25 protein-coding genes are annotated in these 25,567 nt (G+C 43.9%); all 25 read left to right on the top strand.

Annotation, left to right across the window (positions count from 1 at the left end):
- Window positions 1-75: 75 nt before the first annotated feature.
- The 25 genes from sdaAB to sucD all read left to right on the top strand — a co-directional run bounded on the left by sdaAB (window position 76) and on the right by sucD (window position 25,517).
- On the top strand, window positions 76-738 hold the full coding sequence (gene sdaAB, locus FQ087_RS10095) for an L-serine ammonia-lyase, iron-sulfur-dependent subunit beta (RefSeq protein ID WP_149580312.1): 663 nt from the start codon (window positions 76-78) through the stop codon (window positions 736-738).
- A gap of 27 nt (window positions 739-765) precedes the next feature.
- Window positions 766-1,674 carry an L-serine ammonia-lyase, iron-sulfur-dependent, subunit alpha gene (gene sdaAA / locus FQ087_RS10090; protein ID WP_149580311.1) on the top strand — a complete coding sequence of 303 codons (909 nt, stop codon included), beginning with the start codon at window positions 766-768 and terminating at the stop codon, window positions 1,672-1,674.
- Window positions 1,655-3,703, top strand: a complete 2,049-nt coding sequence (recG, locus tag FQ087_RS10085; RefSeq protein WP_255452202.1) for an ATP-dependent DNA helicase RecG — start codon at window positions 1,655-1,657, stop codon at window positions 3,701-3,703. Before sdaAA ends, recG begins: the two co-directional genes overlap by 20 nt.
- A gap of 899 nt (window positions 3,704-4,602) precedes the next feature.
- On the top strand, window positions 4,603-5,187 hold the full coding sequence (fapR, locus tag FQ087_RS10080; protein ID WP_149580310.1) for a transcription factor FapR: 585 nt from the start codon (window positions 4,603-4,605) through the stop codon (window positions 5,185-5,187).
- Complete coding sequence (gene plsX, locus FQ087_RS10075) at window positions 5,184-6,173, top strand: phosphate acyltransferase PlsX (protein WP_149580309.1); 990 nt, start codon at window positions 5,184-5,186, stop codon at window positions 6,171-6,173. The genes fapR and plsX overlap by 4 nt, the downstream gene beginning before the upstream one ends.
- Window positions 6,173-7,117, top strand: coding sequence for an ACP S-malonyltransferase (gene fabD / locus FQ087_RS10070; RefSeq protein WP_149580308.1), 945 nt, complete (start codon window positions 6,173-6,175; stop codon window positions 7,115-7,117). Before plsX ends, fabD begins: the two co-directional genes overlap by 1 nt.
- Window positions 7,117-7,863, top strand: a complete 747-nt coding sequence (fabG, locus tag FQ087_RS10065) for a 3-oxoacyl-[acyl-carrier-protein] reductase (protein ID WP_149580307.1) — start codon at window positions 7,117-7,119, stop codon at window positions 7,861-7,863. The genes fabD and fabG overlap by 1 nt, the downstream gene beginning before the upstream one ends.
- A 274-nt stretch (window positions 7,864-8,137) precedes the next feature.
- The gene (locus FQ087_RS10060) at window positions 8,138-8,374 is read left to right on the top strand and encodes an acyl carrier protein (protein ID WP_149580306.1); all 237 of its coding nucleotides are present in this window, start codon (window positions 8,138-8,140) and stop codon (window positions 8,372-8,374) included.
- 147 nt (window positions 8,375-8,521) lie between these two features.
- Window positions 8,522-9,298, top strand: coding sequence for a ribonuclease III (gene rnc, locus FQ087_RS10055; protein ID WP_149580840.1), 777 nt, complete (start codon window positions 8,522-8,524; stop codon window positions 9,296-9,298).
- 2 nt (window positions 9,299-9,300) lie between these two features.
- The gene (gene smc, locus FQ087_RS10050; RefSeq protein ID WP_149580305.1) at window positions 9,301-12,858 is read left to right on the top strand and encodes a chromosome segregation protein SMC; all 3,558 of its coding nucleotides are present in this window, start codon (window positions 9,301-9,303) and stop codon (window positions 12,856-12,858) included.
- Between the two features lie 14 nt (window positions 12,859-12,872).
- Window positions 12,873-13,865 (top strand): signal recognition particle-docking protein FtsY, encoded by a 993-nt coding sequence (ftsY, locus tag FQ087_RS10045; RefSeq protein WP_149580304.1) that lies wholly within the window; start codon window positions 12,873-12,875, stop codon window positions 13,863-13,865.
- A gap of 178 nt (window positions 13,866-14,043) precedes the next feature.
- Window positions 14,044-14,379 carry a putative DNA-binding protein gene (locus tag FQ087_RS10040; RefSeq protein ID WP_149580303.1) on the top strand — a complete coding sequence of 112 codons (336 nt, stop codon included), beginning with the start codon at window positions 14,044-14,046 and terminating at the stop codon, window positions 14,377-14,379.
- Window positions 14,380-14,391: 12 nt separating this feature from the next.
- Complete coding sequence (ffh, locus tag FQ087_RS10035; protein WP_149580302.1) at window positions 14,392-15,747, top strand: signal recognition particle protein; 1,356 nt, start codon at window positions 14,392-14,394, stop codon at window positions 15,745-15,747.
- A 178-nt stretch (window positions 15,748-15,925) separates the two neighbouring features.
- Window positions 15,926-16,198, top strand: a complete 273-nt coding sequence (gene rpsP / locus FQ087_RS10030) for a 30S ribosomal protein S16 (protein WP_067211301.1) — start codon at window positions 15,926-15,928, stop codon at window positions 16,196-16,198.
- Between the two features lie 15 nt (window positions 16,199-16,213).
- Window positions 16,214-16,447, top strand: a complete 234-nt coding sequence (locus FQ087_RS10025) for a KH domain-containing protein (protein ID WP_149580301.1) — start codon at window positions 16,214-16,216, stop codon at window positions 16,445-16,447.
- Between the two features lie 270 nt (window positions 16,448-16,717).
- Window positions 16,718-17,233: a ribosome maturation factor RimM gene (gene rimM / locus FQ087_RS10020; protein ID WP_149580300.1), complete on the top strand. Its 516-nt coding sequence runs from the start codon at window positions 16,718-16,720 to the stop codon at window positions 17,231-17,233.
- Window positions 17,233-17,970, top strand: coding sequence for a tRNA (guanosine(37)-N1)-methyltransferase TrmD (trmD, locus tag FQ087_RS10015; protein ID WP_149580839.1), 738 nt, complete (start codon window positions 17,233-17,235; stop codon window positions 17,968-17,970). Before rimM ends, trmD begins: the two co-directional genes overlap by 1 nt.
- A 132-nt stretch (window positions 17,971-18,102) precedes the next feature.
- Entirely contained in the window at window positions 18,103-18,447 is a 345-nt protein-coding gene (gene rplS, locus FQ087_RS10010; protein WP_149580299.1) for a 50S ribosomal protein L19, read from the top strand.
- A 95-nt stretch (window positions 18,448-18,542) separates the two neighbouring features.
- Window positions 18,543-19,103 (top strand): signal peptidase I, encoded by a 561-nt coding sequence (gene lepB / locus FQ087_RS10005; RefSeq protein ID WP_149580298.1) that lies wholly within the window; start codon window positions 18,543-18,545, stop codon window positions 19,101-19,103.
- A gap of 17 nt (window positions 19,104-19,120) precedes the next feature.
- On the top strand, window positions 19,121-19,984 hold the full coding sequence (gene ylqF, locus FQ087_RS10000; protein ID WP_149580297.1) for a ribosome biogenesis GTPase YlqF: 864 nt from the start codon (window positions 19,121-19,123) through the stop codon (window positions 19,982-19,984).
- Between the two features lie 133 nt (window positions 19,985-20,117).
- Entirely contained in the window at window positions 20,118-20,891 is a 774-nt protein-coding gene (locus FQ087_RS09995) for a ribonuclease HII (RefSeq protein ID WP_149580296.1), read from the top strand.
- A gap of 5 nt (window positions 20,892-20,896) precedes the next feature.
- Entirely contained in the window at window positions 20,897-22,900 is a 2,004-nt protein-coding gene (locus FQ087_RS09990) for a hypothetical protein (protein ID WP_149580295.1), read from the top strand.
- Entirely contained in the window at window positions 22,897-23,193 is a 297-nt protein-coding gene (locus tag FQ087_RS09985) for an EscU/YscU/HrcU family type III secretion system export apparatus switch protein (RefSeq protein WP_149580294.1), read from the top strand. Before FQ087_RS09990 ends, FQ087_RS09985 begins: the two co-directional genes overlap by 4 nt.
- 242 nt (window positions 23,194-23,435) lie before the next feature.
- Window positions 23,436-24,596: an ADP-forming succinate--CoA ligase subunit beta gene (gene sucC, locus FQ087_RS09980; RefSeq protein ID WP_149580293.1), complete on the top strand. Its 1,161-nt coding sequence runs from the start codon at window positions 23,436-23,438 to the stop codon at window positions 24,594-24,596.
- An 18-nt stretch (window positions 24,597-24,614) separates the two neighbouring features.
- Window positions 24,615-25,517, top strand: a complete 903-nt coding sequence (sucD, locus tag FQ087_RS09975) for a succinate--CoA ligase subunit alpha (protein ID WP_149580292.1) — start codon at window positions 24,615-24,617, stop codon at window positions 25,515-25,517.
- Window positions 25,518-25,567: the final 50 nt, after the last annotated feature.

Raw genomic sequence — 25,567 nt, 5'->3', positions numbered from 1 at the left:
AACATCTTTTGTCTTTGGAGCATATCTCATGTAAAATGAATAATAGTACGTGCTTATTAAATGGGGGTAGTATCTATGAAATTCAGATCAGTTTTTGATATTATTGGGCCAGTTATGATAGGGCCATCATCTTCACATACTGCTGGCGCTGCGAGAATCGGTCGTGTTGCACGAACGCTGTTTGGCAGACAGCCGGAATGGGCTAGGGTTCATCTTTATGGTTCTTTTGCAGAAACGTATAAGGGACACGGAACGGATGTAGCTATTATCGGCGGTTTATTAGATTATGATACATTTGATGAGCGCATTAAATCTGCATTTGCTGATGCAGAAAAACTTGGTATGACTTTTGAATTTATTCCTGAAGCGGAAGAGGCGGTGCATCCGAACACAGCTCGTCTTGTAATTGGGGACAGTCAGGGCGTTATGGAACTGACCGGGATTTCTATAGGTGGCGGAACGATGGAAGTTGTGGAACTTAACGGTTTTCCACTAAGGTTATCAGGGCATTACCCGGCACTTCTTATCGTTCACAATGATCGGTCAGGTGTTATTGCAAACGTTTCCAATGCGATTGCGAAATTAGACATTAATATTGCACATATGGAAGTTGACCGAAAAGAAAAAGGGGAAATGGCCCTTATGGTGATTGAAGTCGATCAAATGATCGATGCTGCACTGATAAATGAGTTGGAATCATTGCCGAATGTAACGCAAGTTTCAACATTGGCAAACTAAAGAGCGGTAAATGGGAGGAAAATATAGATGGACGTTTTATTCAGTAACGTTAAAGAACTCGTTGCACTTGCCGAGTCACAGAATAAGCCTATTTCAGAAATTATGATTGAACAAGAAGTTCTTATGACAAAACGGACAAGAGAAGAAATCATCGCGCAGATGGACAATAATTTGACTGTGATGGAAAAGGCGGTAGAAAGAGGTTTGCAGGGCGTGCATTCGGCATCCGGTCTTACGGGCGGCGATGCGGTACTAATTCAAAAGTATATGGCAACAGGAAAATCCCTTTGTGGAGATGTGGTCATGGACGCTGTCAGCAAGGCAGTCGCTACGAATGAAGTAAACGCAGCAATGGGGACAATTTGTGCAACGCCAACAGCGGGTGCAGCAGGAATCGTGCCAGGTACTTTGTTTGCTGTGAAAAACAAATTGAATCCTACACGGGAGCAAATGATTAATTATCTATTTACGTCAGGTGCTTTTGGATTTGTCGTTGCAAATAATGCGTCGATATCAGGTGCGGCAGGCGGTTGTCAGGCCGAAACAGGTTCTGCGGGTTCAATGGCGGCAGCTGCAATTGTTGAGATGGCGGGCGGAACTCCACAACAAAGTGCAGAAGCGTTTTCTATTGTTATGAAGAATATGTTAGGTCTAGTTTGTGATCCGGTTGCGGGACTTGTCGAAGTACCTTGTGTGAAACGGAATGCAATGGGAGCAGCGAAGGCACTTGTAGGAGCAGATATGGCACTAGCAGGCGTAGTTAGTCGTATTCCGACAGATGAAGTTATTGAAGCGATGCATAAAATAGGTAAGTCGATGCCTTCAGCGCTACGGGAAACAGCAAAAGGCGGATTGGCTGCTACGCCAACCGGAAAAGCGCTCGAAGCGAAGATATTTGGTAAGGGCAAGGTAGATAGTGACGCTGTCAATTCATGATCCTGTCACGAAGTTAAAAGGAGTCGGCAAAGCGGCCGGTGAACAGTTTGAAGCAATTGGAATCTCCCTGCTTCAAGACCTCTTTATGACGTTCCCGTACCGTCATGAGGATTTCAGGTTAAAAGATCTGACTGAAACTCCGCATAATGAGCGAGTCACGATTGAAGGAAGGGTAGAAAGCGAGCCATCCGTTCTTTTTTTAGGGAAAAATAGATCACGTTTACAGATCCGTCTTCTTGCCGGAAGGCATCTTGTGAAGGCGGTTTTTTTCAATCAGCATTACTTAAAAGATCGTTTGTCGCTAGGAACAATTGTCACGGTTACTGGAAAATGGGACCGTGGACGACAAGTGATCAATGTGAGCAATTTCAAGGATGGTCCGAAAACAGATCAAGCCGATTTTGAGCCAGTATACAGTTTAAAAGGCGTTATGCATCAGAAGACGTTTAGACGTTTCATGCGAAATGCATTAGATACAGCTGTCGGTCAGCACGCAGAATCCCTTCCTGCGGATATTCGTGAAATATATCGGCTACCTGGAATCGAAAATGCTCTTGAGATGATTCATTTTCCGAAGAGTCCTGCTGATGTTAAGCATGCGAGAAGACGTTTTGTCTACGAGGAATTGCTTCTGTTCCAATTGAAGATGCTTGGAATGAAAAAAGCGCGTAAAGAAGGGGAAAAAGGCGTTGCCATCGACTACGACCTTTCTAAAGTGAAGACTTTCATTGCCGCATTGCCGTTCGAATTGACTGGGGCTCAAAAGAGGGTTGTCAATGAATTGTGTGCGGAACTGAAAAGTCCTACCAGGATGAACCGCCTCCTTCAAGGAGATGTTGGTTCTGGTAAGACGGTCGTTGCGGCAATTGCTTTGTATGCTGCTATCACGGCAGGCTATCAGGGTGCTCTTATGGCACCGACAGAAATCCTTGCTGAACAGCATGCATCTACGCTTGCTGAATGGCTTGAACCTCATGGCTTGACTGTGGCCTTCCTCGCGGGTTCGACAAAGGCGAAGGCGAGAAGGGAGTTGCTTGAAAAGCTCGAGTCAGGTGAAGTGGATCTGCTTATCGGTACGCATGCCCTTATTCAACCTGATGTCATTTTCAAAAATCCCGGGTTGGTTATTACGGATGAACAGCATCGCTTCGGTGTTGAACAACGGCGTGTTTTACGGGATAAAGGATTGAATCCAGATGTGCTATTCATGACCGCAACTCCGATCCCGCGAACGCTTGCCATTACTGCTTTTGGCGAGATGGATGTCTCCATACTCGATGAGTTGCCTGCAGGCCGAAAACTCATCGAAACACATTGGTTGAAAGAGGATTCTCTTCTTCCGGTTCTGAGAAAGATGGAAAATGAATTAAGTGCCGGACGTCAGGCATATGTTATTTGTCCGTTAATCGAGGAATCCGACAAGTTGGATGTCCAAAATGCAGTGGATGTCCATAGTCAGCTTTCGACTCATTTTAGTGGTAAATATACGGTCGGCCTAATGCATGGCCGTCTTCATTCGGATGATAAAGATGCCATCATGCGTGATTTCAGTGATGGTAAAATTAATGTTCTTGTGTCAACGACTGTCGTAGAGGTTGGGGTCAACGTACCAAATGCAACGTTCATGCTTATTTACGACGCAACGCGCTTTGGACTAGCTCAGCTCCATCAGCTTAGGGGCCGTGTAGGTCGGGGAGCTGAGCAATCGTATTGTGTTCTACTTGCTGACCCTAAAACCGAAGAAGGAAAAGAGCGAATGCAAACGATGACAGAAACGAATGATGGATTTGTTTTAGCAGAAAAGGATCTCGAACTAAGAGGTGCCGGCGATTTCTTCGGTAAGAAGCAGAGCGGTATGCCTGAGTTTAAAGTAGCGGACCCTGTCCACGATTACAGGGCGCTTGAAACGGCAAGGAAAGACGCAGAACGACTGTTGGAATCGCCTCATTTCTGGGGAGATACGGAATACGGTATTCTTCGGGCACATCTTGAAGAGTCGGGTGCCCTTAGTGGAGAGAGAATTGATTGAGGGTCTGTAGGTTGCGGCGATCTTAGGCTGCGTTCCTTTTCGGCGCCTTCGCTTTTCTATACTGTCCAGCTCCATCGCCTAGCCCCTCGAGTCGTTTCAGTCTTGCTGATCAAGGCAAAGTGCGCCTTGATCACAAGCCTTCCAGCTCTTTTCAGGGCTAAACAGGCGCTATCGCATTTCAGTACTGTCCAGCTCCGACTTCCAGATGCTTGGGTCATAAGCCGCTTCGGCTGTGCGGCAAAGGGCGCCGCTTCGCCAAATCGTCTTATGCCTGTCGCGAGCCTACAGGATGTAGGTCATGCAGCAGGGAGGGATTGAACTTCATCCCTCCTTATTGCCACAAGGATGTGGCGAATTTAGGCTGCGTTCCTTGAAAACGATCGTCTCCGCTTTTCTATACTGTCTAGCTCCAGGCGTCAGCCCCTCGAGTTGCTTCAGTCCACAGGATAAAGGCAAAGAGCGCCTTTTTCCTGTGGCCCTCCAGCGCTTTTCGGAGGACTGCAGGATGCAGGTCATGCAGCTATTGCCGCACGATGCGGCGAACTTAAGCTGCGTTCCTTTTCGACGCCTTGCGCTTTTCTATACTGTCCAGCTCCGACTCCCAGATGCTCGGGTCATAAGCCACTTCGGCTGTGCGGCAAAGGGCGCCGCTTCGCCAAATCGTCTTGTGCCTGTCGCATCTAAACGGTCGTCTCTGCTTTTCTATACTGTCTAGCTCCAGGCGTCAGCCCCTCGAGTCGCTTCAGTCCACAGGATAAAGGCAAAGAGCGCCTTTTTCCTGTGGCCCTCCAGCGCTTTTCAGGGCTAAACGACACCTTGTGCTTTTCTATACTTGCATTCTTTTTTCTATTTTTATATACTGCTATTAGTACCAAGTGCTAATCCGGAAGGTGAAATGATTGAGAATGCCTAAAAAGGAAAGGCAACGACTGCTTGGAAAGTTGCTTGAGGAAAATCCGTTCTTGACAGATGAAGAATTGTCGGAACATTTCACTGTGAGTGTCCAGACGATTCGTTTGGATAGGCTTGAGTGTGGAATTCCTGAACTGCGGGAACGATTGAAAACGGTTGCGTCTCGAAAGATAAAAGAGGAAGTGAAGTCTCTTCATTCCGATGAAGTCTTTGGGGATATCGTTGATATGGAACTCGATAAGAGGGCGTTGTCGATATTCGATGTGACTGAAGAACATGTCTTCCAGCGTAACGGTATTGCGCGTGGACATCATCTTTTTGCTCAGGCAAATTCGCTTGCTGTCGCTGTTATGAATGATGATCTTGCTTTGACTGTGAAGTCGACAATTGACTTTCTGAAACCGGTGAAAGCTGGTGATAGAGTTGTTGCACGTGCAGAAGTGAAGAAAGAAAGTCTTGGAGAAAAACGGACATTGGTCGTGGTCGCATCGACGGTCAATGACGAAACAGTATTCATTGGCGAATTTCACATGTACCGGACGACTGATAGGAAGCAGGGGGAATTAAAATGATCATAGCTTTAGATGGAATGGGCGGAGATCATGCGCCTGGTGAAATTATTGCCGGAGCGCTTAAAAGTCTCGATGAATTCAATGAAATTAACATACATATTTATGGTGATGAACAGGCGATGGCGCCTTTCCTGAAGGAACATGTCCGTCTAAAAGTGATTCACTGTACAGAGAAAATTGAACCTGACGATGAGCCGGTTCGTGCTATCCGACGGAAGAAAGATGCGTCAATGGTAAGGATGGCTCAAGCTGTAAAAGATGGAGAAGCTTCCGCTTGCGTTTCAGCAGGCAATACAGGTGCTTTAATGGCGGCAGGGCTATTTATCGTGGGTAGGATTGACGGTATTGAGAGACCTGCCTTAGCACCGACACTTCCAACAATTGACGGAAACGGATTTGTCATGCTGGATCTTGGAGCAAATGCGGATGCGAAGCCATCTCATCTTGAACAATATGCAGTTATGGGAAGTATCTACGCCGAAAAAGTGCGGGGTATTGAAAATCCGCGCGTGGGCTTATTGAATATTGGAACCGAAGAAGGAAAAGGGAATGAATTGACGAAGGCAGCTTTTGACTTGCTTTCTAAAGCGCCCATTAATTTTATCGGAAACGTTGAGTCGCGGGACCTATTAACAGGAGTGGCGGACGTTGTCATTACAGATGGATTCACGGGTAACATGGTACTTAAAACGATTGAAGGGACTGCATCTGCTTTCTTCTCTATGTTGAAAGAAGTTTATGCTACTTCTTTGAAATCAAAACTGTCTGCAGCACTTGTGAAAGACGATTTACGCGGATTGAAAAACAAAATGGATTACACGGAATATGGTGGAGCGGGATTATTTGGTTTGAATTCACCCGTTATCAAAGCGCATGGTTCTTCAAACGCAAATGCTATATTGAACGCAGTTCGGCAAGCAAGAACTATGGTTGAATATGATGTTTGTGGGACAATTCGCGAAGCGATAAGGAAGGTGGAAAGTTAATGACGAAGATTGCATTCATTTTCCCGGGACAAGGTTCACAATCGACCGGTATGGGAAAAGAGTTCGCCGAAACGCATGATAAAAGTAAGCAGTTCTTAGAACAGGCAGACCGTGTACTTGATTTCCAACTTAGTCAATTAATTCTAGAAGGACCCCAAGAAAAGTTGACGCTGACGTATAATGCGCAGCCAGCACTTCTTACGGTAGGATCGATGATTGCTTCAAGGTTGATAGACGAAGGCGTTAAACCAGACTTTACAGCAGGTCATAGTCTCGGAGAGTATACAGCGCTTGTTGCGTCAGGTGTCATGTCATTTGAAGATGGTGTGTCAGTTGTCCATAAACGCGGTTTATACATGAACGAAGCAGTGCCGGCAGGTGAAGGGGCAATGGCGGCAATTCTTGGACTTGACGGACAAAAGTTGAAGGAAGTGACGGATGCAATTACAGCAGATGGTTTTGCTGTCCAACCGGCTAACTTGAATTGTCCAGGACAAATCGTAATTTCGGGTACGAAAGCAGGCGTCGAGAAAGCGTGTGTCCAATTGAAAGAAGCGGGTGCGAAAAGAGCGATACCACTAGATGTAAGTGGGCCGTTCCATTCTTCACTTATGCAACCGGCGGCAGAAAAACTGCGGGCGGCGCTTGATGAGGTCGAAATGGAGGATGCAGCCATTCCGGTTGTTGCTAATGTGAACGCTGCGGTTGTTACTAATCGTGGAGACATAAAAGGATTCCTTGTCGAACAACTTTATTCCCCGGTACTTTGGGAAGATTCTGTACGTACATTGCTTGACCTCGGTGTTACGCATTTCATCGAATGTGGTCCAGGAAAAGTACTAAGTGGTCTCGTTAAAAAGATTGACCGGAGTGCAACAGTATTCCCAGTCTATGATGAAGAGACATTACAAACTGTAATTGAAGCTTCGAAAGGGTGGTCGTAATGGGTAGATTTGATGGGAAATCCGCAATTGTTACAGGAGCGTCACGTGGAATTGGTCGTGAAATTGCACTGCTACTTGCTAAAGAAGGCGCACGTGTTGCTGTCAACTACAGCGGAAGTAAGGATAAAGCGGATGACGTCGTTAAGTTGATTACAGAATCCGGCGGTGATGCCTTCGCTATCCAAGCAGACGTATCCGATGCTGAAGATGTTAAAAATATGGTTGATAAAACTTTAGAAATGTTTGGATCGATTGATATTCTTGTCAACAATGCAGGGATTACGAGAGACAATTTGCTCATGCGTATGAAAGAAGACGAGTGGGACGATGTCATTAATATTAATTTAAAAGGTGTTTTTCTTTGCACAAAAGGTGTAACACGCCAAATGATGAGACAACGTGCGGGAAGAATCGTCAACGTTGCATCGATTGTCGGGGTGTCTGGAAATCCTGGACAAGCAAACTATGTAGCAGCAAAAGCTGGTGTCATCGGGTTTACAAAGACAGCGGCAAAAGAACTTGCTTCACGGAACATTAATGTAAATGCAGTTGCACCAGGTTTCATTACAACGGATATGACGGATGCACTGAGCGAAGAAGTGAAGAGTCAGATGTTATCGGTAATCCCACTTGGTAAGCTTGGCAACCCAGAAGATGTAGCGCGCACAGTCCTGTTCCTATTATCTGAGGACTCGGCTTATATTACGGGTCAGACGATTCATGTTGATGGCGGTATGGTAATGTAATAGAAGCGTTTATTCGCTTTTCTTTATTGTCCAGTTCCAGCGCCTAGAGGCTCGGGTCATAAGTCGGTCCAGCTAGGAAGGATTGAATTGCATCCTTCCCGAGCAAAGAACGCCGCTCCGCTAGCCCGTCTTATGCCTGTCGCGGGCCTACAGGATGTAGGTCACGCAGCGGGGAGGGATTGAACTAACATCCCTCCTTGTTGCCACACGATGTGGCGAACTTAGGCTGTGCTCATTAAGGCGCTTCCACATTTCTTGAGAGGAGGTGACAAATTTGTCAACAGTACTTGAACGTGTAACTAAAGTAATTGTCGACCGCCTTGGCGTCGATGAAAGTGAAGTTAAAATGGAAGCTTCTTTCCGTGACGATCTCGGCGCAGATTCATTGGACGTCGTAGAATTAGTAATGGAATTAGAAGATGAATTCGAAATGGAAATTTCCGATGATGAAGCTGAAAAGATTGCAACTGTCGGTGACGCAGTTTCGCATATCGAAACGAAAGTAAAATAATTGCTATTCTGATTGAGACTCTTTCATCCTTTCTTCTTAAAAGGATTGAAAGCGTCTCTTTTCGGGTTTAAAGCAAACTATTTTTTGCACTGTGGCGCTGAAAAGGGTAAAATTATATGCATTATGTATTGAAAGGCAGAATCGATGATGACCCATACAAACAATACGAACAATTACAAAGGGAAAAGCACGAGTGCGCTGTTACCGATAGCGGTTCGAAACAAGTTCGATGAATTACAAAATGAATTAAACGTCTATTTCAAAAACATTTCACTACTGTACAATGCATTCACACATTCATCTTATGTGAATGAGCATCGGAGAAAAAAATTCACGGATAATGAGAGATTGGAATTTTTAGGAGATGCGGTCCTTGAACTTGGCGTGTCCCGATTCCTTTATTCTACCGAGCCTAATATGACTGAAGGGGAACTTACGAAATTGAGAGCAGCGATTGTCTGTGAACCTTCTCTTGTGAAGTTTTCTAATGAACTTGGGTTAGGCCGTTTTATCCTACTTGGGAAGGGCGAGGAGCAGACGGGTGGGCGTATGCGACCTGCATTGCTCGCTGACGTGTTTGAGGCGTTTATTGGCGCTCTGTATATAGATCAAGGGATGGAGGCTGTTATTCTGTTCCTTGAAAAAGTCGTCTTCCCTAAAATTAGTATCGGTGCTTTTTCGCATGTGATGGATTATAAAAGCCGTCTCCAGGAAATCGTCCAACAGACGAACAGTGGTCAATTGCAGTATGAAATCATTGAAGAGAAAGGCCCTGCCCATGCTAAAAGTTTCGTCACTGTCGTAAGGCTTGGCGATGATCAACTTGGAACTGGTCTCGGGAAATCGAAAAAAGAGGCCGAGCAAGAAGCAGCCCGTCATGCAATTCTAGATTTAAAGAGTCGGCAGGCTGAAGGAGAGATTTAATCGTGTTTCTGAAAAGACTTGAAATTATAGGATTCAAATCATTCGCAGAACGGATTGCGATAGATTTTGTTCCAGGTGTTACAGCGGTAGTTGGTCCAAATGGAAGTGGAAAAAGTAATATTACAGATGCAATTCGCTGGGTTCTTGGTGAACAGTCTGCGAAATCGCTACGTGGTTCTAAAATGGAAGATGTCATCTTTGCAGGAAGTGATTCTCGTAAATCACTTAATTTTGCAGAGGTGACACTAATTCTTGATAATAGTAAGGGGCTTTTTCCGCTTGATTATACGGAAATCAGTGTCAGCAGGCGCGTTTTTCGATCTGGGGAAAGTGCTTATCTATTAAACGGCCACCAGTGTCGACTAAAGGATATTAATGATGTTTTCATGGATTCGGGACTTGGGAAAGAAGCGTTTTCCATCATATCTCAAGGACGCGTAGATGAAATTTTAAATAGCCGTCCTGAAGACAGGCGGAGTATTTTTGACGAAGCAGCCGGAGTTCTTAAATATAGGACGAGGAAAAAGAAGGCGGAGCACAAGCTATTTGAGACGGAAGATAACCTCGACCGTGTGCTGGATATTTTAAAAGAGCTTGATTCTAGGATTGAGCCGTTACGGAAAAGTGCAGAGTCGGCAAAAAAACATAAAGTGCTTTCGGAAGAGACGCGTGACGCGGATGTTTCCTTGTTGACTTTCGATGCAAGGAAATTCCATGATGAAATTTTGAAAAAGTCGAGAGAAGCTGAAAAGTTTCAAGAAAATAAGGTATTCCTTGAAGCTGAATCGAAGAAAGCTGAAGAAGCGTCCGAATTTACGAAGAAAGAACTTGCGAAAATGGATGCAAAACTAGATACGCTACAAAAAAAACTAGTTGTGACAAGTGCAGAGACTGAGAAGTGGGAAGGAAGACGCCTATTATCACTTGAAAAACGTCGCAATGCGGACCAACTGATTGAAAGGTCACGAATTGAACTTGCAACTACCGAAAATGAGTTAGTAGCACTTTCGGAAAAACTGGGAGCGGCTCGTGAAAAGCAACAACTGTCGGAAGTGGAATATGAAAAAACAAAAGTTGAGATGGATGGTATCTCTCGGATTCTGAAACGATCTGTCAAAGAGACGGAAAAAGAAATAGATGAGTTGAAATCGGCTTATATCGAACGGCTAAACGAGGAAGCGACCATCCGCAATGACTTGAAGCACGCAGAGGAGCGTCTCCAAGGGGAAAAGTCCTCATCCGAAAAAATAATACTTCAGACATCTTTATTGCAGGAACGACGCGAAAAACTAACACAAGAGAAAACTGCAAAAGTAAAAGCGTTGACTGTCTTGAAACGGAAATTGACGGAAGCGGATTCGGCCTATCGCGAATCATCAAAGGTATTAAGGAAGACGGAAGATGAACTCGCTTTACAGCAGGAACTTTTGCAAAAAGCACTTAATAAGCAACACGAAATGCATGGAAGGGTCCGTGCACTTGAAAGTATGGAAGCGGATTTCTCGGGTTTCTATTCAGGTGTAAAAGAGATTCTTGTTGCGAAGAAGTCAGGAAAACTAGCAGGTATTGACGGCGCTGTCGCAGAACTTATATCTGTAGAGAAAGAGTATATAAAAGCGGTAGAAACAGCACTTGGTGGTGCGATGCAGCATATAGTGACGGCGACTGAACTTGAAGCGAGAAAAGCAATCACTTATTTAAAAGCGAAGAACGCTGGACGAGCAACTTTCCTGCCAAGAGACGTGATGAAATCCAGGAAGATTCAACCAGCATCATTACGCGCGGTTGAACAACATCCTGAATACGTTGGAACAGCCGATCGACTTGTTCAAACTGATGCAGCATATGCACTTATTACTGAAAATTTACTCGGTAATACACTTGTCGCGAAAACGCTTGTCGGGGCGTCGGCCATTGCGGGAATACTTGGTTATCGTTTCCGTGTCGTGACGCTTGATGGCGATATTGTGAACGCTGGTGGTTCACTTACAGGTGGTGGAGTCAAAGGCCAGGCATCCGTTTTCACAAGAAAAGCAGAACTCGAAACATTGCAACTGCAACTAACTCGTATGGCTGATTCAATTGAGTCCGCTACAAAGAAAATCGGCGAGACGAAAATGGGCGTTGCGAAGCAAATCTTTGAAACGGATCAGTTTCGTAAAATGACGGACAGTCTGCAAGTCGAAATTGCATCTGCAGAATCAGGTATCCGTGAACTCGATATTTCCATTAAATCGGTGGAATCAGAAATTGCATCGACCGAGATGGGGAGACGTGGTGCTGAGAATACCGGATCAGAATTGATAGAAAAGAAAGCTGTGTTACAACAAAATCATGCGCGTGTGAAAAGTGAATTAGAAGCAATTCAATCCAAAGTTGAGACGCTTGAACGTCTAGCTACTAATCGGAGGAACGAAGAGGCTACATTAACGAGTCGATACAATGAGCTTAGAGAGTGCATAGCTGTTTTGCGTGAACAGAAAGCACACCTGGAAGCGTCAATCGATGAAATGGAAAGTGCATCTGCTCAAGCCAAAGTCAAACTGGCTGCCTTGCGTGATGAAATGCAGTATTTCACTGGCAGTGAAGACGGTGGGGAGTTGAGTGCTGAACAAATTGCACAGGAGATTGAAAGAGCGTCTACTGACAAGGCATTGATTGAAAAAACGATTATGGCAGACAGGAAAATCCGTACAGACCTTGCGAATCTCCTCGAGGGGAAAAGTGCATCCCTCCAAGATCTTAGAGGTAGTACAGCAGAAATAAGTTCTGCGTTGAATGCAGTATCTATAACGCTATCACGTCTCGAAGTGAAATATGAAGCAGTCACGCAACAGCTTTTAACTGAATATGGATTGTTTGCAGATGGAATTATTGCGGATGATTTTGATGAATTGTTGACTAGAGAAAAGGTTGAATCCTTAAAACGTCAATTAGCAGTTTTAGGGCCTGTCAATCCAGGTGCTATTGTGGAGTTTGAAGAAGTATCTGAGAGACATCACTTTTTGGATGAACAGCGTAATGATTTATTAGAAGCGAAAACTACACTACACGAAGCAATGACTGAGATGGACGCTGAAATGACAACGCGGTTTTTGACGACATTCAACGCCGTTCAGAACCGTTTCCGACATGTATTCAAGGAAATGTTTGGCGGTGGTGACGCGGATTTGATACTTACACAACCTGATAATTTACTTGAAACGGGTGTGGAAATTGTCGCACGTCCTCCGGGGAAAAAGTTACAGAATTTAAGCCTGTTATCAGGCGGAGAACGTGCATTGACTGCGATATCGTTGCTATTCTCAATTATCGAAGTACGGCCAGTACCGTTTTGCATTCTTGATGAAGTCGAAGCTGCACTCGACGAAGCGAACGTTATACGCTACAGTAAATATTTGAAGAAGTTTTCAGAGAAGACTCAATTCATCGTAATCACACATCGGAAGGGGACGATGGAAGGGGCGGACGTGCTCTACGGAATAACTATGCAGGAATCAGGCGTGTCCAGAGTCATTTCTGTCAAACTTTCCGAGGTGCCAGAAGAAGCAATCATGTAAAGGGGTGACTATAGTTGTCTTTTTTTAAGAAACTTAAGGAAAAAATTACTGGTACGAACGAAGCTGTAACAGAGAAGTTTAAAGATGGTTTATCAAAAACTCGAAATCAGTTCACATCCAAAGTAAACGATCTTGTTGCACGTTTCAGAGTAATTGACGAAGAGTTCTTCGAGGAATTGGAAGAGTTGCTATTACAGGCCGATGTCGGTTTTGAAACAGTTATGGAGCTCATTGATTTACTGAAAGTTGAAGTACAGAGAAAAAATATTAAAGATACAGCTGGCATTCAATCGGTTATTTCCGAGAAACTTGTTGAAATCTATCAAGCTGGTGAAGAACTCGATAACGACCTGAACATTCAAGAAGATAGTCTGACAGTTATATTGATGGTAGGGGTTAACGGAGTCGGGAAGACAACTACTATCGGGAAATTGGCGGCTCGACTTATGGCAGAAGGTAAGACGGTTATGCTTGCGGCTGGCGACACTTTCCGTGCTGGTGCCATCGATCAACTCGTTGTCTGGGGCGAACGTGCTGGTGTAGAAGTAATCCGTCAATCAGAAGGATCTGACCCTGCTGCGGTCATGTACGACGCAATCCGTGCTGCAAAGAACCGCAAAGTAGATGTCCTTATTTGTGATACCGCAGGAAGGCTCCAAAATAAAGTGAATTTGATGAATGAACTTCAAAAAGTGCACCGGGTCATTAGTAAAGAAGTAGAAGGTGCACCGCACGAAGTACTTCTGGCGCTCGATGCAACAACGGGTCAAAATGCATTGATCCAAGCTCAGACATTCAAAGAAGCGACAAATGTTACAGGTATCGTCTTAACGAAGCTTGATGGTACAGCGAAAGGCGGTATCGTACTTGCTATTAGGAAAAAGTTAAATATCCCTGTAAAATTCGTTGGACTTGGTGAAGGTGTGGATGATCTTCAACCGTTTGATCCTGAAAAGTATGTATACGGACTTTTTGCGGATGGACTTGAACAAGAAGATACTGTCTAGGCTTCAACGCCTAGGAGCACGGGGTCATAAGCAGACTGGCTTCTTTTAATTTGACTTATGCCTATTGCTCCTGATCAAGGCGTATACGCTTTTCGATACAGACAAGTAAAATGACTTGACAGCGCGAGTCTGTCATACTATGATGACTTAGGAAGAACATAGCGGGGAGGCAAAGCGTATGACGCTTGCAAAAACGACACGCATCAACTTCCTCTTTGATTTTTATCAGTCACTTTTGACTGATAAACAGAGACTTTATATGCAACTTTACTATTTAGAAGATCTTTCGCTCGGTGAGATTGCTGGAGAATACGGCGTATCACGTCAGGCAGTCTATGACAATGTTCGTCGGACGGAAGCAATGCTTGAAGACTATGAGACGAAGTTGAATTTATTTTCGGAATTCCAGAAGCGAGCAGAAATTGTAGATTATCTTGAGCAGCTCATAACCGATACAGATAAAAAATCGGAAACAATCAAAGAATTGTTAAGTGCGTTAAGAAATCATGAGTAGGAGGCTCTGTGCATGGCATTTGAAGGATTAGCCCAGCGCCTGCAAGGGACGCTACAGAAAATTAGGGGCAAAGGAAAAATTGACGAAGCTGATGTCAAGGAAATGATGCGTGAAGTACGCTTTGCGCTTATTGAAGCTGACGTTAACTTGAAAGTCGTCAAAGAGTTTGTCAAAACAGTAAGTGAACGCGCAGTTGGACAGGACGTCATGAAGAGTCTAACGCCTGGCCAGCAGGTTGTTAAAATCGTTAAAGATGAACTGACGAATCTGATGGGCGGCGAACAGAACCCAATTCAATTTGCAAGGAAATCACCTACTGTCATTATGATGGTCGGTCTGCAAGGTGCGGGTAAAACGACAACCACAGGGAAACTAGCTAGTGTACTTAGAAAGCGGCATAATAAGAAACCGCTTCTTGTCGCGGCAGACGTTTACAGACCGGCTGCGATTCAACAGTTGGAAACACTTGGTAAGCAGTTAACGATACCTGTGTTTGCACTTGGGACTGACATTTCACCTGTTGAAATTGTTCGCCAGGCGCTTGCAGAGGCGGACAAAGAACACTATGATGTCGTTATCGTCGATACAGCTGGTAGGCTACATGTTGATGAAGTATTGATGCAGGAACTTAAGGATATTCGGGATCTAAGTACACCGGACGAAATATTCCTAGTCGTTGATGCAATGACTGGGCAGGATGCTGTAAATGTCGCGAAAAGTTTCGACGACACTGTCGGAGTAACAGGTGTTATTCTGACGAAGCTCGATGGGGATACTCGAGGTGGTGCGGCGCTTTCCATCCGTGCCGTCACAGACAAACCGATTAAGTTTGTCGGAATGGGCGAGAAGATGGATGCACTTGAACCGTTTCATCCTGAACGTATGGCGTCGCGAATTCTTGGCATGGGGGATGTAATGTCTCTCATTGAAAAGGCGCAGGAAAATGTCGATGAAGAGAAGGCGAAGGAACTTGAACAAAAGTTTCGCACGCAATCTTTCACGCTCGACGACTTTCTTGAGCAACTTCAGCAAGTCAAAAAGATGGGTCCACTCGACGAACTATTGAAAATGATGCCCGGTGCCAATAAAATCAAGGGTCTCGAAAATGCTAAAGTCGACGAAGGTCAGATGGGGCGCGTTGAAGCGGTCATCCAATCGATGACAACGGCGGAGCGTAATACTCCTGAGATAATCAATGCAAATCGTCGTAAGCGAATTGCAAAAGGTTCAGGCACAACCATTCAAGATGTCAATCGGCTATTAAAGCAGTTCGAAGACATGAAAAAAATGGTCAAGCAAATGACTGGTATGCAACAAAAAGGAAAAAAGAAGATGAAAATGCCTGGATTAGACTCGTTTTTTAAATGATAATAGTCTGGTATCTTGAGTCTAAACAAGGGTCCGAGTCGAAGTTTGATTCATTCTTTTGTTGAAAATCCTATATTTTAAAAAGAAATTTAAGGTGTTAAGAAAAAACACTTTACAAACAACAAAAAGCTTGATAATATATTATCTTGTGTGAAACTATTCGGAGGTGCAAGTAAAAATGTCAGTAAAAATTCGTCTTAAACGTATGGGAGCAAAGAAAACTCCTTTCTATCGTATTGTAGTAGCAGATTCACGTTCACCACGTGATGGTCGTCAAATCGAAACAGTTGGTACTTATAACCCGCTTACAAAACCAGCTGAAGTAAAAATCAATGAAGAGCTAGCTCTTAAATGGCTTCAAGAGGGTGCAAAACCTTCTGATACTGTCCGTAACCTGTTTTCCGACAAAGGCATCATGGAAAAATACCATAACGCTAAACTCGGTAAGTAATCAGGAGGGGTGTACATGAAGCGGCTGATTGAAACAATCGTTAAACCGTTAGTCGACTATCCAGAGGATGTACGTATTGTAATGGATGAACACGATAATCGTGTCATCTATAAATTATTCGTAAATCCCGAAGATATGGGAAAAGTTATCGGAAAGCAGGGACGTGTTGCGAAAGCAATACGCACCGTTGTTTATTCAGCAGCAGGCAGTCACCACGGCAAAAAGGTTTATATCGATATTATAGATTGATACAGAAAAGGAGGGAGCCTATGTTCCTTCCTTTTTTGTTCAAAGTATTATTTCACTACTTAAAGTGGTGTCTAGGTTCCAGGCGCCAGCCCCTCGAGTCGCTTCAGAATTGCTGGTAAAGGCAAAGAGCGCCATTACCTTCAATTCCTCCAGCGCTTAGGCCCATACGAAGTGGGTCATGCAGCTACTGAGACAGGACGTCGCGAACTTAGGCTGCGTTTGTTTTTAACGGCGCCTTGCGCTTTTCAAATAAAGGATGGTGTGATTTTTATGCAATGGTTCAACGTTGGTACAATTGTTAATACGCACGGTATCCGTGGAGAAGTCCGTGTTATCTCGCGTACTCATTTCCCGGAAGAACGCTATACGGTCGGAAACAAGCTTGCCTTGTTCATGCCAGATAGCAAAACGCCTATTTACTTAACTGTGACAAGTCATCGTCAGCACAAAACGTTTGACTTGTTGACTTTTGAAAATCATCCAAATCTTACCGATGTTGAAAAGTATCGTAACGGTATTTTCATGATACCGGAAAACCAACTAGGTGATTTAGATGAAAACGAATTCTACTACCATGAAATCGTTGGTTGTACAGTGTTTACGACTGAAGGTATCGAACTAGGTAAAGTGACTGAAATTCTTGAAACCGGCGCGAATGATGTATGGACGGTAACGCCTGAAAAAGGCAAGCCTCACTATATTCCTTATATCGAAGACATCGTTAAAGAAGTCGATGTCGCTAGCAAGAAAATCATCATTGATCCGATGGAAGGACTTCTTTCATGATGAAAATCGATGTCCTTTCACTGTTTCCAGAAATGTTCGAAGGCGTTCTTCATTCCTCGATCATGAAAAAGGCGCAGGCGAACGGTGCAGTCACATTTGGTGTAACCGATTTTCGTGATTATTCTACAAGCAAGCATCGTAAAGTTGACGACTATCCCTATGGAGGAGGAGCGGGTATGGTACTTAAACCTGAACCGCTCTTTGCGGCAGTAGAAGCTATATCTGAAGGGCTTGAAAAACCACCACGTGTCATTCTGATGTGTCCTCAGGGAGAAAGATTTACACAGAAGAAAGCGGAAGAGCTTTCTTCTGAAGAACATGTCGTCTTCATATGCGGTCATTATGAGGGCTACGACGAGCGTATACGCCAGTATCTCGTTACCGATGAATTATCCATCGGAGACTTCGTTTTGACGGGTGGAGAGATCGCTGCGATGGCTGTGATTGACAGTGTTGTAAGGTTGTTGCCGAATGTCCTTGGCAATGCTGATTCACCCGTGCTCGATTCATTTTCGACTGGATTGCTTGAACATCCGCAATACACACGTCCATCCAATTTTAATGGGATGGAAGTACCGGATGTATTATTATCTGGCAATCATGCAGAAATTGATAAATGGCGTGAACAGCAGTCGCTTCTCCGGACATTTGAACGCAGAAAAGATTTGCTGAAAGATGCACCACTTACCGAACATCAACGCAAGTTTCTTCATCAACTAAAGCGAGAAAATAAATAATCAGATGACATTGCAACGACTAGCGATTTGTGGTAGTATCTACTATGTACTTCTATGTAAGTACATACTGACAGATGCTCCGCTGCAAAGGTTAGAAATGTAAGAGCACCTGAGGATAGGGAGAGGTTAACTATGCAACATATTATTTCAGAAATCACAAAAGATCAGCTTCGTTCTGATCATCCAGCTTTCCGTGCAGGAGACACAGTTCGTTTGCACGTGAAAATCGTAGAGGGAACGCGTGAGCGTATTCAGCTATTTGAAGGAATTGTTATATCACGTCGTGGAGGCGGAATCAGTGAATCTTTCACAGTCCGTAAAATCTCCAATGGTGTAGGTGTTGAGCGTACATTCCCTGTACACACACCAAAAATCACACTTCTTGAAGTATTACGCCGTGGTAAAGTACGCCGTGCGAAATTGTACTACCTTCGCAGTCTGCGCGGAAAAGCTGCACGTATCAAAGAACTTCGATAAAAAATGCAGGAGGCCCATATACGGCCTCCTTTCTTTTTGCCTCAAAAATAAATAGCCTGTATAATAAAGACATTAGTAAGCAGGAGGCCTTGCCGATGAATGATGATAAGAAAAAGAAAAACGAAACATGGGAATGGATGAAGGCGCTTTTAATCGCATTCGGCCTCGCAGCAATTATTCGGGTATTCCTATTTACGCCGATTGTTGTCGATGGCGTTTCGATGATGCCAACACTTGAGCATGGTGACCGCATGATTGTTAATAAGATTGGTTATACAATCGGAGAACCGAAACGGTTCGATGTCGTTGTGTTTCATGCACCTGAAGAGAAAGATTACATAAAAAGGGTAATTGGACTTCCTGGCGATGAAGTGGAGTATCGGGATGACATTTTATACATTAATGGAGAACCGTTCGAAGAACCTTATCTTGACCAATATAAATCAGAAATCGCAGATAGTCCGCTGACTGAAAATTTCACGCTTGAAGAGAAAATTCAAAGTACAACCGTCCCTGCAGATCATGTTTTTGTTATGGGGGATAACAGAAGAAAAAGTAAGGACTCCAGACATATCGGAGCTGTTGCCATCGATGAAATTATCGGTAGTACAAAAGTAGTTTTCTGGCCGATTAAAGATTTTGGAATTATTAACTGACGGGAGGAACTAACAACATGACAATTCAATGGTTTCCCGGACATATGGCGAAAGCTCGCCGAGAAGTAACCGAGAAGTTGAAGCTTGTTGACATCGTTTTTGAATTAATCGATGCTAGGCTTCCACTATCTTCTAGAAATCCGATGATTGACGAGGTCATTCATCAAAAACCGAGACTTCTTATCCTTAACAAAATGGACCTTGCAGATGAAACGGAAACGGCACGCTGGATCCGTTATTTTGAAGCACAAGGAATGCGTGCAGTTGCCATCAACTCATTCGAAGGAAGAGGGCTTCAGATTGTTATAAAAGCTGCGAAAGAGATTTTGGAACCGAAGTTGGAAAGAATGCGTTCAAGAGGTATCCGGCCAGGCGCGATGCGTGCGATGATAGTGGGTATTCCAAACGTTGGGAAATCGACACTTATTAACAGGCTTGCAAAGAAAAATATTGCAAAAACAGGTAACACGCCGGGTGTTACAAAAGCCCAACAATGGATTAAATACGAGAAAGAGCTTGAACTTCTCGATACACCTGGTATTCTATGGCCTAAATTCGAGGATAAAGAAGTTGGCTTTAAGCTAGCGCTGACAGGTGCCATTAAGGATAAAATCGTCAATATGGAAGACTTGGCAGTGTATGGCCTTCGTTTCCTAGAAACAAATTATCCAGATAGGCTTACAGATAGATATGGACTGACAACCATTAGTGATGAAATACTTCCTATATTTGAACAGATTGGTGCACTCCGCAAAGTGTATGCGACCGGTGGAGAAGTAGATTATGACAAAGTGGCGGAGTTGATTGTCCGGGATATTCGGAATGAATACCTTGGAAAACTGACATTCGATTTCACAGCACAACAAGCACAAAGTGAGTAGGCCGATGCCGGCACGGAATTAATTCCGCGGCATTCGGCCTTTTCTTTTATGTGAGTCGAAAAGCAGCAATGATAGCCGATATAATAGAAAAGAGATGGATCTATGAAACGTCCGTTACTGGAGGGTAATTAAATTGAAAACGATAAAGGAAATTACGGCATTGCTGACAGAGGTTAAAGAGCCTGAATCTTGGATGGAAGAACTTGCACAAGATTCAAGAGCTGGAGTGCAAAATGCACTTCGTCGCTGGAAGCGCCAGTATGATAAGCAGAAAGCTGTAGAACAGAATCACATGGTAAAAGAGGCGTTTGATATGTCCTTTGCGCCGTTTGAAGGAGCTTTGATTGCTGGGGTAGATGAAGCGGGGAGAGGGCCATTAGCGGGTCCTGTGGTCACTGCAGCGGTGATCTTGCCGCGAGAGACTCCGGAACTTATTGGCTTGGATGATTCAAAGGCCATATCGAAGGTGGAACGGGAACGACTTGCAGAACAGATAAAAAGCGTAGCTATTGCTTATTCAGCACACATCCAATCAGCCCGTATTATTGATGAAATGAATATTTATGCCGCAACAAGGGATTCAATGGAGCAGGCGGTAAAGGGGCTTGCTGTCAATCCTGACTTTGTCATTGCGGATGCTATGAAACTAGACACAAATTGCCCAACAGAATCGGTTATTAAGGGAGATGCGAAGAGTTTAGCTGTTGCAGCGGCCTCGATTATTGCGAAAACAACGAGAGATGCAATTATGGATAATTTACATAACGGCTTTCCTATGTATAACTTCAAGAAAAATGCGGGATACGGGACTGCAGAGCATGTTCTAGCGCTTCAAACACACGGACCGTGCGAACATCACCGTACAAGTTTCGAACCTGTCAAATCGATGATAAAAGATTGGAGGTAAGATGAATGAGCTTTCCAACTGTGGCGTCTGTGTCTGGCCAACAGACAGCGGTTCCTACCCAAAATAGACCACTCGTTTTGAATGAAGGTCAGATGGTCCATGGGCAGATTAAGCAGCTTTTTCCGGGACAGATGGCTGAAGTCCATATTGGGGGTCAAAAGGTGATTGCTAAATTGGAAGTCCCAATGAAAGCTGGTGACTCCTATTACTTTCAAGTAAATGCAGTTAAGCCGGAATTACAGTTAAAAATCATTTCAGGACCCCTTCAAGCAACGGAAGGGCAGGCCCGGCAGTTGGGTGGTCTAATGGATGCGATGCATTTACCGAAGACGCCTGAAATGCAATCACTTCTTTCGTTTGTCATGAAAAACAAAATCCCGATGACGCGGGAGAGCTTGCTGGAAGCAGAATTGTTATTAAAAAGCGTGCCGCCAGCCGCGCGGAATGAAGCACTTGCGTCACTTCAAAAGATGATTGAGCTGAAATTGCCACTCAATGAGAATATCTTTCGTTCACTTTTGGGAGTCGAAACTAAAGAAGGTTTGCATAGTGTTTTGACTTCATTACGAAACGCGTTGGCTTTTGATAACGCGATCTCGCCGCTGGTGAAAGAAGCCATACTCTCTGCGCTGGAGAAAATGGCAAAGCCGTTCGCGCAGGCGACAGGAGGAGCTCTGCTGGGTCAATCCATCCTAACACTACTGGATCGTACGGAGTCTGCGGAAAACCGTTTTGCTACCCTACAAATGCTGAAAAGTGCAGGTGTTTTACCAGAACGGACATCCCTTGCAAACCTGCCGCAAGTACTCGCTTCATTGATTTCGAGCAACAGCGTTGTTCGTCCGAGTGACGCTTTATCGGTATCGCAATCTGTTCAAGTAGGATTGCAGGGTATTGCCGCTACAAATCCGAACAGTCAGACTGTAGCTATGCCACAAGCTCCTCCGTTGTCATCGCCGATTGTGCAACAGGTGTTGACGATGCTTGGGCAAATTGGGGATGCTTCGCAAGGTCAGCCGAAAGCTCCGTTGGAGAGTTTAAAAGCACTGGTTTCATCTGATACAGGTATGAATACGCAACAAAAAAAAGTACTCGCAACAATTATTGACCGAGCTATAAATGCTCAACCTAGTGCAGAATCGACAATGAAATTCGTCCAAGAGCTCAGTCAGGCGTTTACACGGATAACAGCGGAAAATGTAATTGTCGCACCCTTTCAAGCTAGTACCTTAGCAGATGGACCTAAAGAACAATTACTTACCCTACTTGGTCAGCATGGCACCGGAAAATTGGAGGCGCTATTGCAAACGGCGGAACGATCTGACAGCCCGGCTATCCAAAAAGCTGTGCAAGCAGCAGAAACTGCAGTTGCTTCTATGATAGACGGTAGGGCAGTGAAAGATGCGCTCCAAACAGTCATTCGTGCATTCGGGCTCAATTATGAAGCGGGTCTGCTCGGAAAAGAAGCTGATTTCGGACGTCTTGCGGAAACGTTAAAACCACAGCTACTTGCTCTTATGCATGATCCAACTGTATCTGTGGCACTCCGTGAGGCAGCAGAAACGGTCGTTACAAGAATGAATGGACCATTGCTCCAGTCTGGAGAAAATGGCGTCCAACATCAACTGATTATGCAAGTTCCGCTCGAGTTTTTTGGTAAGCGCATTGATGCCACATTGCAATGGAACGGGCAAATGAAAGGGAATGGGAAGATTGATGCGGACTTTGCGCGGATTCTTTTTTATCTCGAACTTGACTCAATTGAGAAGACAATTATTGATATGCAAGTCCAGAATAAGGTTGTGATGGTCACTGTTTTTAATGCTGATGACACACTTAAATCGATTGGAGGAGGTTTTCTTCAGAATAGGTTAAAAGAGGGGCTTGAATCGACGGGCTATCAATTGTCAGGAGTATTCTTCAAAAAATTTATTGAGGAAGAGAAGAGTCTGCCGCCACAGAAAAAATCGATGAAAATCGATGGTCAAGGAGTTGACTTCCGCATATGACAGATGAACGTCATGCCCGAAAAGAGGCAGTCGCCCTTTCTTATGAACCTTTTTCGAATGGAGCCCCAAAAGTGGTTGCAAAAGGGAAAGGGAAAATTGCTGAAAACATATTGGAAAAAGCGAAAGCGAATAACATTCCGATTCAAGAAGATCCCAGCCTAGTAGAAATTTTAGGTCAATTGAACGTAAATGAATCCATTCCTGAAGAATTGTACAAAGCGGTATCTGAAGTGTTTGCCTACATTTATCAGATTGACCGTGAACATGGAGGGAAAAGAAAAAAGAAAGTTTAATATATTTATTTGTTGAAGTAGCTGAATTCCGTTTCAATAACTGGCACCGAAGTGCATATTTGAACACAGCGTAGGAATCGATTAAGCACTGAAGTAGTATTCTATGGAATCATTCATTCAACTTGTATTAGTTCGACAAATTTCTACATTTGGAATTCAATTGTGGACATTGTTTGACAAGTTTACTACAATGGATAAGGCAGTAAATTAAATAGCTTAGAAGTACGAATGGAGGATGTAAGATGAATATCCATGAATATCAAGGCAAACAGCTACTAAGAGAATATGGTGTAGCAGTTTCTAACGGTCTTGTTGCTTTCTCTCCTGAGGAAGCGGTAAAAGCTGCAAAGGAACTAGGTACAGACATTATCGTAGTTAAAGCACAAATCCACGCGGGTGGACGTGGGAAAGCGGGCGGCGTTAAGATTGCGAAAAATCTTGATGAAGTTCGTGCTTATGCTAAAGAATTGATTGGTAAGACACTTGTAACTCACCAAACGGGTCCTGAAGGTAAAGAGATTAAACGTCTACTTATCGAAGAAGGTTCTGATATTAAAAAAGAATACTATCTTGGACTTGTCCTTGACAGTGCAACAGACCGTGTAACACTTATGGGTTCTGAAGAAGGCGGAATGGATATCGAGGAAGTTGCGGAAGCAACACCTGAAAAGATTTTCAAAGAAGTCATCGATCCAGTTGTTGGTTTGACTGGATTCCAAGCACGTCGCATGGCATATAAAATGAACATCCCTACACATCTTGTAAATAAAGCAGCGAAATTCATGCTTGGACTTTACCAAGTATTCGTAGAAAAAGACGCATCTATTGTTGAAATTAACCCGCTAGTTGTAACAGCTGGTGACGATGTACTTGCTCTTGACGCGAAATTCAACTTTGACGACAGTGCACTATACCGTCATAAAGACATCATGGCACTTCGTGACTATGATGAAGAAGATCCAAAAGAAATCGAAGCTTCAAAATTTGACCTAAGCTATATTTCTCTTGACGGAAACGTCGGTTGTATGGTTAACGGTGCAGGTCTTGCAATGGCTACTATGGATACGATTAACTACTTCGGTGGTTCACCTGCTAACTTCCTTGACGTTGGGGGCAGTGCGACAGCTGAAAAAGTGACTGAAGCATTCAAAATTATCCTTTCTGATAAAAATGTCAAAGGGATTTTCGTCAACATTTTCGGTGGTATTATGAAGTGTGACGTTATCGCTGAAGGTGTTATTGCTGCATCTAAAGAAGTAGGTCTACAAGTACCACTTGTTGTTCGTCTAGAAGGTACAAACGTCGACAAAGGTAAAGCACTATTGAATGAATCAGGTTTGAACATTATCGCTGCTGATACGATGGCAGACGGTGCTAAAAAGATTGTAGAACTAGTAGGTTAAGAAAGGCAGGGACAAACGATGAGTATTTTTATTAACAAAGATACAAAAGTTATCGTACAAGGAATTACAGGTGCTACAGCACTATTCCATACAGAACAAATGCTAGAGTACGGAACGAAAATTGTTGGCGGAGTTACACCTGGTAAAGGTGGAACAGAAGTGGCGGGTGTTCCTGTTTTCAATACAGTTGAAGAAGCTGTAAAAGCAACAGGCGCAAACGTATCAGTTATTTATGTTCCAGCTCCATTTGCGGCAGATGCAATCCTAGAAGCAGTAGAAGCAGATCTTGATATGACAATCTGTATTACAGAACATATCCCAGTACTTGATATGGTCAAAGTGAAGCGCTTTATGGAAGGCAAGAAAACACGTCTTGTTGGTCCAAACTGTCCGGGTGTTATCACTGCAGACGAATGTAAAATCGGCATCATGCCTGGCTATATTAATACAAAAGGCCATGTAGGTGTTGTTTCACGCTCTGGTACACTTACGTATGAAGCGGTTCTACAATTGACAAACGCAGGAATCGGACAGTCTACTTCTGTTGGTATCGGCGGAGACCCAGTTAACGGAACAAACTTCATAGATGTACTAAAAGCATTCAACGAAGATCCTGAGACATATGCAGTAGTTATGATCGGTGAAATTGGTGGAACTGGTGAAGAAGAAGCAGCTACGTGGATTAAAGAGAATATGACGAAGCCAGTTGTCGGCTTTATCGGTGGACAAACTGCTCCTGAAGGAAAACGTATGGGCCATGCTGGTGCCATTATTTCCGGCGGTAAAGGGACAGCTGCTGAAAAAATCAAAGCGCTAAATGCTGCAGGTGTTGAAGTTGCAGACACTCCATCTGTTATCGGAGAAACATTAATTAAAGTAATAAAAGAAAAAGGTCTGTACGAAAAGTGTAAAACACATTAATATGAGAGATGCAGCGTGCTAGTTTTTGCGCTGCATCTTTTTTTATTATT

Origin of the sequence: Sporosarcina sp. ANT_H38 (genome assembly GCF_008369195.1) — a bacterium.
Classification (GTDB): Bacteria; Bacillota; Bacilli; order Bacillales_A; family Planococcaceae; genus Sporosarcina.
This window is presented reverse-complemented; position numbering and strand designations above follow the sequence as displayed.

Coding starts and splice junctions, on each gene's coding strand:
- FQ087_RS09985 (WP_149580294.1), top strand. CDS start 22,897: ATGACAGATGAACGTCATGCCCGAAAAGAGGCAGTCGCCCTTTCTTAT.
- lepB (WP_149580298.1), top strand. CDS start 18,543: ATGAATGATGATAAGAAAAAGAAAAACGAAACATGGGAATGGATGAAG.
- sucD (WP_149580292.1), top strand. CDS start 24,615: ATGAGTATTTTTATTAACAAAGATACAAAAGTTATCGTACAAGGAATT.
- ffh (WP_149580302.1), top strand. CDS start 14,392: ATGGCATTTGAAGGATTAGCCCAGCGCCTGCAAGGGACGCTACAGAAA.
- FQ087_RS10025 (WP_149580301.1), top strand. CDS start 16,214: ATGAAGCGGCTGATTGAAACAATCGTTAAACCGTTAGTCGACTATCCA.
- trmD (WP_149580839.1), top strand. CDS start 17,233: ATGAAAATCGATGTCCTTTCACTGTTTCCAGAAATGTTCGAAGGCGTT.
- sucC (WP_149580293.1), top strand. CDS start 23,436: ATGAATATCCATGAATATCAAGGCAAACAGCTACTAAGAGAATATGGT.
- fabG (WP_149580307.1), top strand. CDS start 7,117: ATGGGTAGATTTGATGGGAAATCCGCAATTGTTACAGGAGCGTCACGT.
- rimM (WP_149580300.1), top strand. CDS start 16,718: ATGCAATGGTTCAACGTTGGTACAATTGTTAATACGCACGGTATCCGT.
- plsX (WP_149580309.1), top strand. CDS start 5,184: ATGATCATAGCTTTAGATGGAATGGGCGGAGATCATGCGCCTGGTGAA.
- rpsP (WP_067211301.1), top strand. CDS start 15,926: ATGTCAGTAAAAATTCGTCTTAAACGTATGGGAGCAAAGAAAACTCCT.
- FQ087_RS10040 (WP_149580303.1), top strand. CDS start 14,044: ATGACGCTTGCAAAAACGACACGCATCAACTTCCTCTTTGATTTTTAT.
- rnc (WP_149580840.1), top strand. CDS start 8,522: ATGACCCATACAAACAATACGAACAATTACAAAGGGAAAAGCACGAGT.
- FQ087_RS09990 (WP_149580295.1), top strand. CDS start 20,897: ATGAGCTTTCCAACTGTGGCGTCTGTGTCTGGCCAACAGACAGCGGTT.
- rplS (WP_149580299.1), top strand. CDS start 18,103: ATGCAACATATTATTTCAGAAATCACAAAAGATCAGCTTCGTTCTGAT.
- sdaAB (WP_149580312.1), top strand. CDS start 76: ATGAAATTCAGATCAGTTTTTGATATTATTGGGCCAGTTATGATAGGG.
- fabD (WP_149580308.1), top strand. CDS start 6,173: ATGACGAAGATTGCATTCATTTTCCCGGGACAAGGTTCACAATCGACC.
- sdaAA (WP_149580311.1), top strand. CDS start 766: ATGGACGTTTTATTCAGTAACGTTAAAGAACTCGTTGCACTTGCCGAG.
- ylqF (WP_149580297.1), top strand. CDS start 19,121: ATGACAATTCAATGGTTTCCCGGACATATGGCGAAAGCTCGCCGAGAA.